Annotated in this window: 9 protein-coding genes; 3 read left to right on the top strand and 6 right to left on the bottom strand. The window is 69.1% G+C overall.

The features are described from left to right. Positions 1–117 precede the first annotated feature (117 nt). Positions 118–1,371 carry a M23 family metallopeptidase gene (locus AB0H86_RS32410; protein WP_362446859.1) on the top strand — a complete coding sequence of 418 codons (1,254 nt, stop codon included), beginning with the start codon at positions 118–120 and terminating at the stop codon, positions 1,369–1,371. A gap of 177 nt (positions 1,372–1,548) precedes the next feature. Further along, entirely contained in the window at positions 1,549–3,615 is a 2,067-nt protein-coding gene (locus AB0H86_RS32405) for a hypothetical protein (RefSeq protein WP_362446856.1), read from the top strand. An 80-nt stretch (positions 3,616–3,695) separates the two neighbouring features. Here the strand turns inward: AB0H86_RS32405 and AB0H86_RS32400 are convergent, their stop codons facing one another. The 5 genes from AB0H86_RS32400 to AB0H86_RS32380 all read right to left on the bottom strand — a co-directional run bounded on the left by AB0H86_RS32400 (position 3,696) and on the right by AB0H86_RS32380 (position 9,565). Continuing rightward, entirely contained in the window at positions 3,696–4,304 is a 609-nt protein-coding gene (locus tag AB0H86_RS32400) for a TetR/AcrR family transcriptional regulator (protein WP_362446854.1), read from the bottom strand. Between the two features lie 33 nt (positions 4,305–4,337). After that, positions 4,338–6,392, bottom strand: a complete 2,055-nt coding sequence (locus tag AB0H86_RS32395) for a discoidin domain-containing protein (RefSeq protein WP_362447120.1) — start codon at positions 6,390–6,392, stop codon at positions 4,338–4,340. Positions 6,393–6,742: 350 nt separating this feature from the next. After that, positions 6,743–7,399: a YceI family protein gene (locus AB0H86_RS32390; RefSeq protein WP_362446851.1), complete on the bottom strand. Its 657-nt coding sequence runs from the start codon at positions 7,397–7,399 to the stop codon at positions 6,743–6,745. Between the two features lie 220 nt (positions 7,400–7,619). Continuing rightward, complete coding sequence (locus AB0H86_RS32385) at positions 7,620–9,212, bottom strand: cation acetate symporter (RefSeq protein WP_362446848.1); 1,593 nt, start codon at positions 9,210–9,212, stop codon at positions 7,620–7,622. Then, complete coding sequence (locus AB0H86_RS32380; protein WP_362446845.1) at positions 9,206–9,565, bottom strand: DUF485 domain-containing protein; 360 nt, start codon at positions 9,563–9,565, stop codon at positions 9,206–9,208. The genes AB0H86_RS32385 and AB0H86_RS32380 overlap by 7 nt, the downstream gene beginning before the upstream one ends. Positions 9,566–10,391: 826 nt before the next feature. On the opposite strand from AB0H86_RS32380, the gene AB0H86_RS32375 reads away from it, so the two are divergent. Continuing rightward, complete coding sequence (locus AB0H86_RS32375; RefSeq protein ID WP_362446842.1) at positions 10,392–11,354, top strand: GNAT family N-acetyltransferase; 963 nt, start codon at positions 10,392–10,394, stop codon at positions 11,352–11,354. On the opposite strand, the gene AB0H86_RS32370 is transcribed toward AB0H86_RS32375, so the two are convergent. Further along, complete coding sequence (locus AB0H86_RS32370) at positions 11,328–12,869, bottom strand: MFS transporter (protein ID WP_362446839.1); 1,542 nt, start codon at positions 12,867–12,869, stop codon at positions 11,328–11,330. The genes AB0H86_RS32375 and AB0H86_RS32370 overlap by 27 nt on opposite strands. Between the last annotated feature and the right edge of the window lie 197 nt (positions 12,870–13,066).

The following is a 13,066-nucleotide window of genomic DNA, read 5'->3' as shown; positions in this document are numbered from 1 at the left end:
TTCGAGGCGGACGGGTTCCGGGAAGCACTCGGGCGTCCGCGAGCTCTGCCCGTTCGGGCAGGTCACTCTGCCTCCCCGCCTCGTGATGCCCGGGCGACGGCGCGCTACCGTCCGTCCGTGACCATCGAGACCCCTCCGGATTCGCCGTCGGCGCCGAACCCTCAGGGTGCGCCCGCTCCCTACGCCCCGGCCGCATCGCGGGAAGCGTCGTACGGCGTGGAGGGTCCACTGGCCACGGACGACCGGTTGAACGACGCGCAGGAAGCGCAGGAAGCGGCGGACGAGGCGGCCAGGACAGGCGGGGACCAAGCCCGCTCGGGCCAGGCCGTGAAACTCCGCCGACGCGGTCCGGGCCTCTTCACCGTCGTGGTTCTGCCGGGGCTGCTCACCCTGACGGGCATCGCCGGCTGGCTGGTGCTGACCGGTGGCCTGTCCTCCGATCCGGCGCAGGACTCCGCTGCCGGCCCGGTCGGCACGACCCGCGTCGACGCCTCCTACCTTCCGTGGCTCCGCAAGTCCGCCTCCGCCTGCCCGGTCCTCACCCCCGCCGTCCTCGCCGCCCAGATCGACCAGCTCTCCGGCTGGAGCAACGACACGGAACGCCTCTCGGGCGAGAAGGGGATCGCCGCGTTCACGGACGCCCGATGGCGCACCTGGGGCAAGGACGACGACGGCAACGGACGCTCCTCGCCCGGGGATCCGGCGGACGCGATGATGGCGCTCGGCCGACAGGACTGCTCGCTGGCCGAGAAGGTGACCGACCTCAGGACCGACGGCACCGTCACCGGCGATCTCGTGGACCTCACGCTGGCCGCCTACGCCGGGGGCACGGACGCGGTGGCGGAAGCGGGCCGCGTACCGACCGCGTCGCGCGGCTACGTAGCCGAGGTGAAGGCCCTGCTCCCGCGCTACGAGGCGTTCGACCAGGAGAACCCCGACGACACGGCGAACCGGGCGCCGGGCGCGGTCCTGGCAGCGCCGGTGAGCACCCTCACCGTCACCTCGCCCTACGGTTCCCGCGAGCACCCGCTGACCGGAGTGACCAAGCTCCACACGGGGGTCGACTTCGCCGCGCCGCAGGGAGCGCAGGTCTCCGCCGCCGCCGCGGGACGCGTCGTGTTCGCCGGGATGACCAAGGCGTACGGCAACCGCGTCGTGATCGACCACGGCACCATCAGCGGCAAGCCCCTGCAGACGACCTACAGTCACCTCTCGTCCCTCCAGGTCCCCGTCGGCCGGACGGTGGAAGCCGGCACGCCGATCGGGCTCGCCGGGTCCACCGGCCTGTCCACCGGCCCCCACCTGCACTTCGAAGTGATCTTCGACGGGGGCTACACCGATCCGATGCCCTGGCTCAGCCCCGGCACGTGACCCAACTAATCGGGACCGAATCCTCCATGAACCGAAGGTGAATTACTTCCGACCTGCACGTGTACAACCTTTCACCCCCTTGTCCCGTCGAACTGGCGAACAACGCGTCACCTGCCGCGCAGTCCCTGGGGGGAAGTCTTGTCCGTGATCGTCCGTTGGTTGTGTGCCGTCCTGCGTGTGCGCGGGAAGGCCGATCTCTTTCTGGTGTTCCTCTTCGGCGCCGGCTTCGCACTGCTCCCCGTCTTCGCACTGATGCCGTCCCTGTGGGGCTTCGCCGCGGCGTCCGCCGTGAGCTACCTCGCGGACGAGGCGTTGCACGTCCGAGCCCCCGGTTTCATCCGCCGACTGGCGACACTGCAGTTCAACCGCACCATGCGGTTCGCCGCCCGTACGGTCATGCTGCTCGCCCTGGCCCAGCGGATGAACGTGCCGGAGGTGGTGCTGGCCGCCGGCCTCGCCGCCTTCACCACCCACTACGCGATGGTGATGCTCTATACGGCGTTGCACCGGGGCATCCGCCTGCGGCGGGTCCTGCCGGTGGCCGTGCGCAATCTCGACATGAGCGAGGCGGGCATCCCGGCACACCCGCCCGCCTTCCTCTACCGGCGTTTCCTGCGCAAGCTGCTCCACCTCGACGTGGCGGCGCACGCGGCACTGCTCGCCGCGCTGGCCACCGGAACGTGGTACCCGGCGGGCATCGGCTACGCGGTGACGGCTGGGCTGCCCGTGGCGGCGGTGCTGGCCCTGCTGGCCCAGTTCCGCGCGGCCCGCCGGACGCCACCGCGCGACGAACTCATCCGCGAGGTCAACCGGCAACTGGCCGGCTACCGACCCGAGGTGGCGCTGTACTTCAGCTTCGCCGCGGTGTCACGGGACTTCATGTACCAGGTCAACATGTGGATCGAGACACTGGAGCAGCTCGACCGGCGGCCGTTGATCATCCTTCGGGAGCACGCCTCGTTCCGTCATCTCAGCCGTACCTCGCTCCCCGTGCTGTGCGTGCCCAAGGCGGACGACCTCGCGGAGCTGGACCTGTCCGGCGTGCGGGTGGTTCTGTATCCCGGCAACGCGGGCAAGAACGTGCACATGCTGCGGATCGCCGAGGCCAAGCACGTCTTCATCGGCCACGGCGACAGCGACAAGCTCGCCAGCAGCAACCGGGTCAGCAAGGTGTACGACGAGATCTGGGTGGCCGGCCGGGCCGGCCGCGACCGGTACCAGCGGGTGCGGCACGCCATCAGCGACGACGCCATCGTCGAGGTGGGCCGCCCGCAGCTGGCGCCCATCCGGCTGCACGCCGACCACACGCCGGGTCCGCTGCCCGTCGTGCTGTACGCCCCCACCTGGGAGGGCTGGAGCGACGACGACTGTCACACCTCCCTGATCCCGATGGGCGTGCCCCTGATCGAGAAGCTCCTCACGCAGAACGTGCGGGTCATCTACAAACCGCATCCGCTCACCGGCAAACGCTCACCCGAGGCCACAGCGGCGGACAGGTCCATCCGGGCCATGCTGACCGCCGACAACGAGCAGCGTGACGCCGCGCGGGCACAGGAGGCGCTCGCCGCCGTCCGGCCGCGGCTGACGGAGATCCGGGCCCGGCTCGACGAGTTGGCCGGTCGCCACGAGGGCGACTACGCCGAGCAGACCCGCGGCGCGCGGGTCCCCGGCCATGACGGCGCGGCCGAGTGGCACGAACTGCGCGCCGAGTGGCACCGGATCTACTGGGACAGCCGCGGTCCCGTCCGGCACGACGTGATCCTCAGCCAACTGCCGACCCTGTACGAGTGCTTCAACCAGGCGGACATCCTGATCAGCGACGTCTCCTCCGTGGTCGCCGACTTCGTGGCCGGGCTCAAACCATACGTCCTGACCAATGCCCACGACCTGCCCGATGAGGAGTTCCGGGCCGCCTACACCACCGCCGGGGGCGCCTACCTGCTCGACCGCGACTGCGCCCGGCTGCCGGAGATCCTGCGGTCGGTCCGCGAGCCGGGCCACGATCCGATGGCCCCGCACCGCCGTACGCTCAAGGAGTACGTCCTCGGCCCGGACACGCCCACCTCCATGGAGCGGTTCAACGCCGCCGTCAACGCGCTGGCCGCCCGGTCCGAGGCGGAGATGACCGAGCGTACGGCCGAGCGGGACCAGAGCCTGGTGTTCCCGTCGCAGCGGACCGACTCGGCTCCTCGCATCGACCTGACCGGTCCGTCCGATCGGCCGGCTCCGCTGAGCAACGTCTGAGCGGTGTCCGCGCGGGCCCGGTCGGCCCTGTCCCCCGCCCCGGCGGCGGGGGCTCGGCCGACGGCGCCCGCGTTGCCCGGTCAGCGCGGTGGGGCGTCGGTGTCCACCAGGCCGGCGATGTGGGCGGTGACCGTGTCGAGGATGTCGGTCCAGGCCGCGTCGTCGCCGAGCACCAGGTAGTTGAGGGTCAGGCCGTCCGTCATCGCGGCCAGGTAGCGGGCCAGGACGGCGACGGGCACGCCCAGTCGGAAGTCCATGCTCCGGCCGAGCTCGTCGATGAGTTCGGCGTACGCGTCGCCGTAGAGCTGGTACTGGCGTCGCGCCAGATGCTCGAACCCCGGCTGGCGCAGGGCGTACTGGGTCAGTTCGTAGGTGAGCATGTGTTCGTCGGGGTGGGCGCGGACGTGGTCCCAGTACGCATGGAATCCGGCCCGGACGGTCTCCTCCAGCGTGGCCCTGGGCCGTATCGCCTGCTTCACCACGGTCACGGAGTGGTCCGTGAGGGTCGTGATGACGGACTCGATCAGGGCCTGCTTGGAGTCGAAGCAGTAGTGGAAGACGCTCAGGGACACGTCCGCCTCGGCGGCGATGGACCGGGTCGTCGTCCTCGCGACACCGTCCCGGGTCATCGCCCTGATCGCCGCCTCCGTCAGCTGTCGGCGCCGTTCGGCCGACGGCATCCGTGCCATGTGCGTGCCTCTCTTGCTCGTGCCGGTCCGCCGTCAGCTGCTGTGGACGTCCACCTCGCGCAGCGAGTAGCCCCAGTCGGTGCCACGCTTCAGGCCCAGGACGCGGACGTAGCGGGCCGGTGTACCGGTGAAGCGGGCGGTGTCCAGGCCGCCGTCGCCCGAGGTGGTGGACCAGGCGGTCTGCCAGCTCGCGCCGTCGGTGGAGAGTTCGACGCGGTACGACGTCCCGTAGGCGCGCTCCCAGTCGAGCGTGACCCGCCCGACCAGATGCGTGGAGCCCAGGTCGATCCGCAGCGACTGGTCGTCGCTCCAGTCGCTCGCCCAGCGGGTGCCCGTGTCGCCGTCCACGGCACGGTCCGGCGCGTAGCTCGTGAAGGGGTTCGACTCCGACGAACTGGCCGTGGCCGACGCGCCCTTGGCGAGGTTGACGCCCGCCTGGTGCCGCTCCGTCCCGCCCCAGGTGCCGAGGTAGGACTCGGCGCCCCGGAAGAGGTCGTCCACCACGTCCTGCCCGCCGACGTTCCGGATGTCCTCGATCCAGTCCGGGACGAGACCGTAGTGCGCGGCGCCGTCGGTGTTCAGGTCCCAGGTGCGTTCGCCGGTGGTCTGCCTGTCGATGACGGAGCCGCCGTCGACGCTCTTGAAGGGGTACGTGACCTTGTTGGCGGCGTCCGCGCCGCGCGGGGCCGGCCAGCCGCCGACTCCGTTCATGTCCGTGCCGAAGCCGTAGCCCACGTCGTACTTGTCGCGCAGGGCGTCCGTGCGCTTCGCCTCGGTGCTGAACTCCTCGGAGCCGTGCATGTACTGGGCGACGAAGCCGCCGAGGCCGTAGACCCGCTCGGTCCAGTCGATGTCCATCCAGCTGTGCGAGGAGAGCACACCGGGGTACGACGCCGACTCGAAGATGTCGAGCACCCGGCCGGTGGCCTTGACGCTCATGTGGTCGATCTCCAGCATCATCTTGCGTTTCATCATGCCGCGCGCGGCGTACTCACCGAGGTCGGTCAGTCCGCGCGCGTTGCACTGGGCGTCATCGTCGTACGCGGGAACGTCCACGCCCGCCGGGAGGTCGTCCTCCGCCGTGGAGGCTGCGGTGCCGATCGGGTTGTCGTGCTGGGGGCCGGTGCACTTCTCCGTCTTCCAGAAGGTGCCGGTCGACAGGAACTGCCCTACGTTGATGGCCGTTCCGAGTCCGCCCTCGTCGAAGCGGACGCCGCACAGCGCGTTGTCGAACTTGTGGCACAGGAACATGCTGCGCACACCCAGCGCGTACAGCTCGTCCAGTCCCTTGTCGATGTCGGCCTTGCTGCACTGCGCGATGTCCAGGACCTGCTTGCAGCCGAACGGCTCCGACGTCTCGACGCCCAGGACGACCGCCAACTTGCCCTGCTCGACGACCTGTCGGGCCTGTGCGCTGTCGGTGACGATCCGGAACCAGCCCTTGCCGGGGCCGCCGTACATCGTGTCGACGTAGGCCTGGAGGTCGTACGTCAGCTTCGCCTGGAGGCGGATCGACGTCATCTCGTCGCAGCTTCGGTCCTTGAAGGGGTAGATCGAGCAGATCACGCCGTTGGTGACGAGGTCGTTGACGAGCACCCGCTGGCCACCGCGCCAGGCTCGCTCCACCCAGGCGTAGTAGTTCTGCTGGTGGGTCAGCGAGTCGTAGGCGGGCCAGTCCTTGAAGGTGGGCCAGCCGGTGGGATCGTGCTTGCCGTCACCGCCGTTGGTGATGTAGTCGAAGATCGCGAGGGAGCCGTCGGGGTAGTGCTCGGGACAGTCCTTGAGCGCGTCGGCGACGCCGGCCTCGGAGAACGTCTTTCCGCAGATGAGCCGCCCGCCGAAGCCCTGGTCGGCGAACAGGTGGTCGTGGGCGTCGACGAAGCCGCGCACCTCGCCCTGGGCGTTCGTGCCGGTGAACGGCTCACCGGTGACGTTGATCTGGGAGTCCGGTGCCGGGCGCGCGGTCGGCACCCACCAGTCGGCGTCGGCCGCCGAACTCGGCGTGGGACCAAGGGCCATGGCCAGCACGAGAAGCAGCAGCGACATCAAGGTGACGTCCTTGCGCCTGCGGTAGGGGCGTCCGGTCATGGTCACTGCCCACGTCCCTCGATCGGCGGGAGGGCACGGTCCACGAAGGCACGTCGACTGCCCCTCGAGTTGTCATGACCGCGCAACATATGCGATGAGGATCGCGGTGAGCGCATTCCGAGTCAAGGGTCCGGGACGCTTGACCTGATAAACGCGCGCCCGGCCCGCCCTGCGCTGTTCGGCTCGGCCGGCCGCCCCGGATCGCCCCCCGCCGCCGCCTGGCTCCTGCCCGACCAGGCGGCTTCGTCGCCGGCGCCACGCCGCCCGCCGACGGCGGCCGCCCGCTCGCCCGACCTCTCCGGCCGTGCGTGAGCGCCGGGACGATCGGCGCTTCGGTGCCGGCCGCGTGGTCAGCCGGCGGGGATGGCGCGGATAGCCGCGATGTCGAGTTGGAGGCGCACCTTCTCGCTCACCATGGCGCCGCCTTCGGCGAGTTTGGAGCTGTACGTCAGACCCCATTCGGAGCGGTTGATGGTGGTGGTCCCGTCGAAGCCGACGCGTTCGTAGCCGAAGGGGTCGGTGACGTGCCCTATGTAGGTGAGCTCCAGCACGACCGGCCGGGTGGTGGCCTTGATGGTGAGGTCGCCGGTCATGCGGTAGAGGTCGTTGCCGGACACCTCCACGGAGGTGCTGGTGAAGCGCAGGCGCGGGTGGGCAACGGCGTCCAGGAAGTCGCGGCCGACCAGGTGGGCGTCGCGCTGTTCCACTCCGGTGTCGACACCGGCGGTGGACACGATGATCTCCGCCTTCGAGCGGGCCGGGTCGCGCCCGTCGAAGTAGAGACGGCTCTGGTAATCGGTGAAGGCGCCGCGGACCGTGGTCACCATGGCATGCCGCACGGAAAAGCCGATCCGGCTGTGTGCCGGGTCGATGACCCATTCTCCGGTCAGTGCCGACAGACCGGGCTCCGCGAGGACGGCGGAGGCGGCGCCCGTCGACCGGGTGGGGGATTGGAGGGCGGCGGGCTCCGGGCGTCGGAACACGCTGCCACGACTGAACAAGTTCATGATTCACCTGATTACTGCACGAGAGATCTTGCCGCAAGTCCGCGTCGGACACGGGCGCTTTCCGAAGGCACACAGTACAAACCGCGCGCCTCCCCGGCATGAGCGAGAAACGAAAACTCCACACATCCGCCACCCGACTCCCAGGAAGCAGCGGGAAATCGGAGAGGCGGACGTGGGCCCGGTCGTCAATGACTTCTCGGGCCAAACAACCCGAATACCCCTAGTCGACTCCGACGAGGGTACGGGCCTCGAACTCCTCGTAGATTTCCGGGGCTTCGTTCCGGCTCAGTACCGAGCCGAGCCAGCCGAGGAGGAAACCGGCGGGAATGGAGACTATGCCGGGATTCTGCAAGGGGAACCAGGCGAAATCGGCGGACGGGTAGAGCGACTCGGGGGTGGAGGAGACGACGGGTGAGAAGACCACAAGCAGTACGGAGCACAGCAGGCCTCCGCAGAGACTGAGCAGGGCGCCCCGCGCGGTGAAGCGCCGCCAGAACAGCGTGTACACGAGCGTCGGCAGGATGGCGGACGCGGCGATGGCGAAGGCGAGGAACGCCAGCGTGGCCGTGTTGGCGCCCCAGGAGATCAGTGCGAGCAGTATGCCGAGGACACCGATGACGACCGCCGAGAGCCGGGCCACGGCCAGTTCCTCCGTCTGCTTCGCCTTGCCCTTGCGGATCACCTCACCGTAGACGTCATGGGCGAGGGAGGAGGCCGCGGCGAGGGTGAGGCCGGCCGCGACCGCCAGCAGCGTCACGAAGGCCAGACAGGACAGGAGGGCGGTGAGGACGCCACCTCCGAGGGCGTGCGCCAGCAGCAGGACGGCGGCGTCTCCCTTGCGGTCGGTCTGCGCGATGGTGTCCCGGCCCACGATGGCGGTGGCGCCCAGGCCGAGAATGCCCGCGGCCAGGCAGACGAGGCTGACCAGGCCCATGGCCCAAACCACCGAGGAGCGCAGGACGTTGCCCGACTTCGGGGCGAGCAGCCGCATCATCACGTGCGGCAGCGCGGCCAGCCCGAGCACGATGGCCAACTGCAGGCTGAGGAAGTCCAGTTTGCTGTTGGTGCTGGCGCCGTAGCGGAGCCCGGGCTCCAGGAACCGCGTTCCCGAACCGCTGTTGTCCGCGGCGGCGGTGAGCAGGGCACCGAGGTTCCAGTCGAAGTGCTGCAGGACCATCACGGCGGTCACGGTGACTCCCGAGACCAGCATCACGGCCTTGACGATCTGGATGAACGTGGCCCCGGGCATACCCCCGATGGCGGCGTACACGATGACGATGGTGCCGATGACGACGACGCACAAGGTGCGGGTGGCGGCGCTCGGTTCACCGGTGAACTGGGTCAACAGAGCCACACTGCCGACGAGTTGTGCCACCAGGTAGAGGGTTGTGATGGTCAGTGTGCAGACGGCCAGGGCGAGTCGTACCGGCCGCTGCATCCGCGGCAGACGCAGCGCCAGTGTGTCGCCCAGAGTGAACCCGTCGCTGTTGCGGAGGGGTTCGGCGATCAGCAGCAGGACCATCATCCAGGCGACGGCCGTGCCGCACAGGTACAGCAGTCCGTCGTATCCGGTCAGGGCGACCAGCCCGGTGCTGCCCAGCAGGGTCGCGGCCGACAGGTAGTCCCCGCACATCGCGAGCCCGTTGCGCAGCGGGGTCATGGCGCGGTCACCGAGGTAGAACTCGCTGATCTCGTCGCGTTGCGGTGCGGTCAGCAGGGCCGTGAACAGGGTGACGACGACCACGGACAGGAAGAGCACGAGCGTCAGTTGCAGGCTGAAGCGGTCGACGACCGCGGCGCCGGTCGTCACCACGGGCGGTACTCCCCCGCTCCGGGGGCCACCGGCGGCTCGGCCGCCGCACGCCCTTGTGCCGCGGCCCTCTCGTGGTGGCGGGCGAGTCCGCGCAGCCCGCGGGCCACCGGTGCGACACGGGTGCGCATATGGACGAGGTAGCGCCACACGATCAGGGCCATCAGCACGAACTGCCCAAGCCCCAGGGCCAGTCCGAGAGTGAGGTGGCCGCTCAGGGTCAGGTTCATCAGGTCGGGTGCGAAGCTGGACAGCAGGACGTACAAGAGGAATCCGCCGACGGCGACGGCCGTCGCTCTGACCGAGAATCGGCGGTGGTCGCGACGGAGTGACTGATAGGCGGGATCGTGGGACACGGATCGAAGCTCTGCATGCTCGGGGGCCGTGTCGGAATGTGGCGGCGGCCCGCCGAACTGCGTGGAGTGCCGTGACAAAATGCACCTTCTTCGCTGCTTGTCGCCGCACACCCGACTCTTTCGAGCTGTCGACCAACCAGCTCAAGGCGCGCTGGGCGCACCGAGTCATTTTCTGTGCGGATTTCGTGGGGGGTTCGTGAATCCGACATTCACGTGCTTCGAATTCCCGGTGGACTGGGCGCCTGGTTCGGCGACCGGCCGATACGTCGATGGGTGGCGACGCCGCCGGGAGGGGATTGTCGCAGCGCGACCATTGAATAATCAACCGGTGGAACCGATTCGGTTTTTGATGCTGACTCATTCACATGAGGAGGCATCCGCTCTCGACGCCGAACGGCCTGCGAAAAGGACGCCACCCGGAATAGGTCTGCACCTTTTATCGGGTCAGGTTGGCTCAAATGCAGCGCACAGCCGGGGTGTACGAAAGGCCCGGAATGAGGACCCGATCCACGGGAGGGGCGCCGGACATGCGGGAACCCCACCCCGCTGGGCGGGATGGGGTTCCTGTTCGAGCGCTGGGCAGGCCTTGCACCTGCATCTCCCCGCAGGAAGCGGGGCGTCTTTCCTTGGACCACCAACGCATCGTCGGACACCGGAAGTTCGGCGCCGCGTTCTGGATCAAGCTTACCGCAGTCCGGAGGCGCCGGCGCCCACCCTCGTACCGAGTCGGCCGTCGTGTCGCGGCGCGCGGGTGGCGGCCCATCGTGCACACCGGACGACGGATAACTCGTTGCGGCCGGCAGAACTCTCCGGGCAGCCTGACCACATGGCCTACGCCCTGCGCCCCGCCACGCTCGCCGACGCGCCGGCCATCACGGACCTGCTCAACGAGATCGACCGGATCGAGATCGGCCAGGACGAGACCGACCTGCGGACGGTCGAAGCCGATCTGAAGAATCCCGAAACCAATCTGGACCAGGACTCCTGGCTGGCGTTCTACGGGCGCCGGTTGGTGGCGTACGGCCTGCTGTGGGACGAGTCCCGGGGTGAACGCGTCGACGTCGACCACTACGTCCTGCCCGATCACCAGCGAGCCGGGGAACTCATCCTCGAGGCGATGGAGACCAGGGCTCTGCGCAGGGCCCTCGACAACGGCGCCACCCGGGCCGTGGTGCATCTGCACCTCAACGCACGGCCCGCCCTCGACACCGCGCTGCTGCGGGGTCGGGGTTGGTCCGTCGTACGGCGTTATCACGTGCTGCGGCGGGAACTGCGGCCCGCCGCGGACCCGGTGCCGAGGGTGCCTGCCGGGGTGCGGGTGCGTCCCTGTGCCGTCGAGGCGGACCGGGCGCGGGTCCACGAGCTGTACCAGGCGAGCTTCGCCGAACACTTCGACTTCCAGCCGCGCACCTACCAGCAGTGGTCGCACGACATCGACGCCGAGGGGCTCGACTGGTCGCTGGTGTGGATCGCCGCCACCGAGGATCTCGGGGATGTCGGGTTCCTGATCGCCCGGGACGACCGCGCGGCGATGGGGTGGATCCGAAGCCTCGGGGTCGTCCCTGCCGCGCGGGGCCGGGGTCTGGGCGGCCTCCTGCTGCGGCACGCCTTCGCGGCCTTCGCCGCGCGGGGACGGGACACGGCCGGACTGGGCGTGGACACCTCGAACGCCACCGGGGCGCCCGAGCTGTACGCCCGCCACGGGATGGGTGTGCACTACGCCGTGGACACCTGGGAGACGACCCTCCACCGAAGTGCCGGCTCAGCGGACTCCGGTGTCTTGGCGTGACACCTGGTACAGCTCCGTGGAGGTGCTGATCAGTTCCCGCTGTTCCTCCCGTGAACCGACCATCGGCTGCGAGCCGTTCAGCGGTACCTGGGCGCTCTCCGGCAGGAACTTCACCGTCACCAGGCCGATGACCCCGGCCAGCATCAGGTAGTAGGCGGGCATCAGGTCGTCGCCGGTGATGCTGATCAGCGCCTCGGTCACCAGTGGGGTGGTGCCGCCGAAGATCGCGACGGCGAAGTTGAAGCCGATGCCCATGGCCGCGTAGCGGACGGCGGTCGGGAACAGGGCGGGCAGGGTGGCGGCGCTCGGTGCGGCGAAGCAGGCCAGCAGGGTGGAGAGGATGAGCACGCCGAAGATGGGCGCCCAGGTCCCTTCCGCCTTGATCAGCAGGAACGACGGGACGGCCAGGACGATCATCGCGGCCGCCGCCACACCGTAGAGGGGCCGTCGGCCGACCCGGTCACTGAACCGGCCCAGGAAGGTGATCAGCAGCACGATCCACACCATGCCGATCAGCACCAGGACGTCGGCGGAGCCGCTCGAACGGTGCAATGTCTCCGTCTGATACGTGGGCAGGAAACCGGTGACCATGTAGTTGGTCACGTTGTAGAGCAGCACAAGGCCCATACAGATCAGCAGCGGCCGCCAGTGGTCCTTGACGATGCCCCGCAGTTCACCGCCCGTCGACTCCTGGGCGAGGCTCTTCTCGTGTTCGTCCAACTGCTGCTGGAACGCCGGGGATTCCTCCAGCTTGAGCCGCATGTACAGACCGATGACCCCGAGCGGCCCGGCGATCAGGAACGGGATCCGCCAGCCCCAGGAGAGCATCTCGGCGTCGGAGAGCAGCAGGTTCAGCACGGTGACCAGGGCGGAGCCGAGGGCGTAGCCGGTGAAGGTGCCGAAGTCGAGCCAGCTGGAGAGGAAGCCCCGGCGACGGTCCGGGGAGTACTCGGCGACGAAGGTGGTGGCGCCGCCGTACTCGCCGCCGGTGGAGAAGCCCTGGAGCATGCGGGCGAGCAGCAGCAGGATGGGGGCGGCGATGCCGATGGTGCCGTAACTCGGGATCAGGCCGATGGCGAAGGTACCGACCGCCATCATGATCATGGTGGTGGCGAGCACCTTCTGCCTGCCGACCCGGTCGCCCAACGGGCCGAAGATGAGGCCGCCGAGGGGGCGGACCACGAACGCCGCGGCGAAGGTCGCGAAGGAGGAGATGACCTGGGCGGCCGGCGAGGCGCCCGGGAAGAACACCTTGCCGAGGGTGGCGGCGAGGTAGCTGTAGACGCCGAAGTCGAACCATTCCATGCAGTTGCCGAGCGCCGAGGCACCGACCGCGCGCCTCAGCAGCGGCGGTTCGACGACCTGGACGTCCTCCTCGCGGAAGGCACGCTTGTTCCGTCGCAGCCGTCGGGTCAGTTCCTCCCGTACCTGGTGGGGCAGCTTGGCGACGGACTTCGGAAGGTTTCCCCTGCCTGGCGGTTCTGGCTGTTCCTCAATATTCACGTGTGTCACCATTACCGCCTTTCTCCCGATATCTTCCGTGCTACGCCGATCGTCCGGCGCCGTCAGTGCTGCTGCCCGGGTTTGCGCGTGGCACACAGCAAACGCACCCGTCGATGGCGGGCCACGTCGTTCGATATCCGGGGGCAGTCGCCATTGGCCGGCGCGACCGGGTTCGCCGGAACCGTGGAGACCGGATGTTCGGATCCTGT

It is taken from the genome of Streptomyces sp. NPDC050997 (assembly GCF_040660135.1).
In the GTDB taxonomy this organism is placed as follows: Bacteria; Actinomycetota; Actinomycetes; order Streptomycetales; family Streptomycetaceae; genus Streptomyces.
Note: the sequence above shows the minus strand (reverse complement) of the source record. Positions and strands in the feature narration are given on the sequence as shown.

Excerpts from the sequence above, each read along its gene's own strand:
- AB0H86_RS32400 (WP_362446854.1), bottom strand. The coding sequence starts at position 4,304 with ATGGCACGGATGCCGTCGGCCGAACGGCGCCGACAGCTGACGGAGGCG.
- AB0H86_RS32395 (WP_362447120.1), bottom strand. The coding sequence starts at position 6,392 with ATGACCGGACGCCCCTACCGCAGGCGCAAGGACGTCACCTTGATGTCG.
- AB0H86_RS32390 (WP_362446851.1), bottom strand. The coding sequence starts at position 7,399 with ATGAACTTGTTCAGTCGTGGCAGCGTGTTCCGACGCCCGGAGCCCGCC.
- AB0H86_RS32375 (WP_362446842.1), top strand. The coding sequence starts at position 10,392 with ATGGCCTACGCCCTGCGCCCCGCCACGCTCGCCGACGCGCCGGCCATC.
- AB0H86_RS32370 (WP_362446839.1), bottom strand. The coding sequence starts at position 12,869 with ATGGTGACACACGTGAATATTGAGGAACAGCCAGAACCGCCAGGCAGG.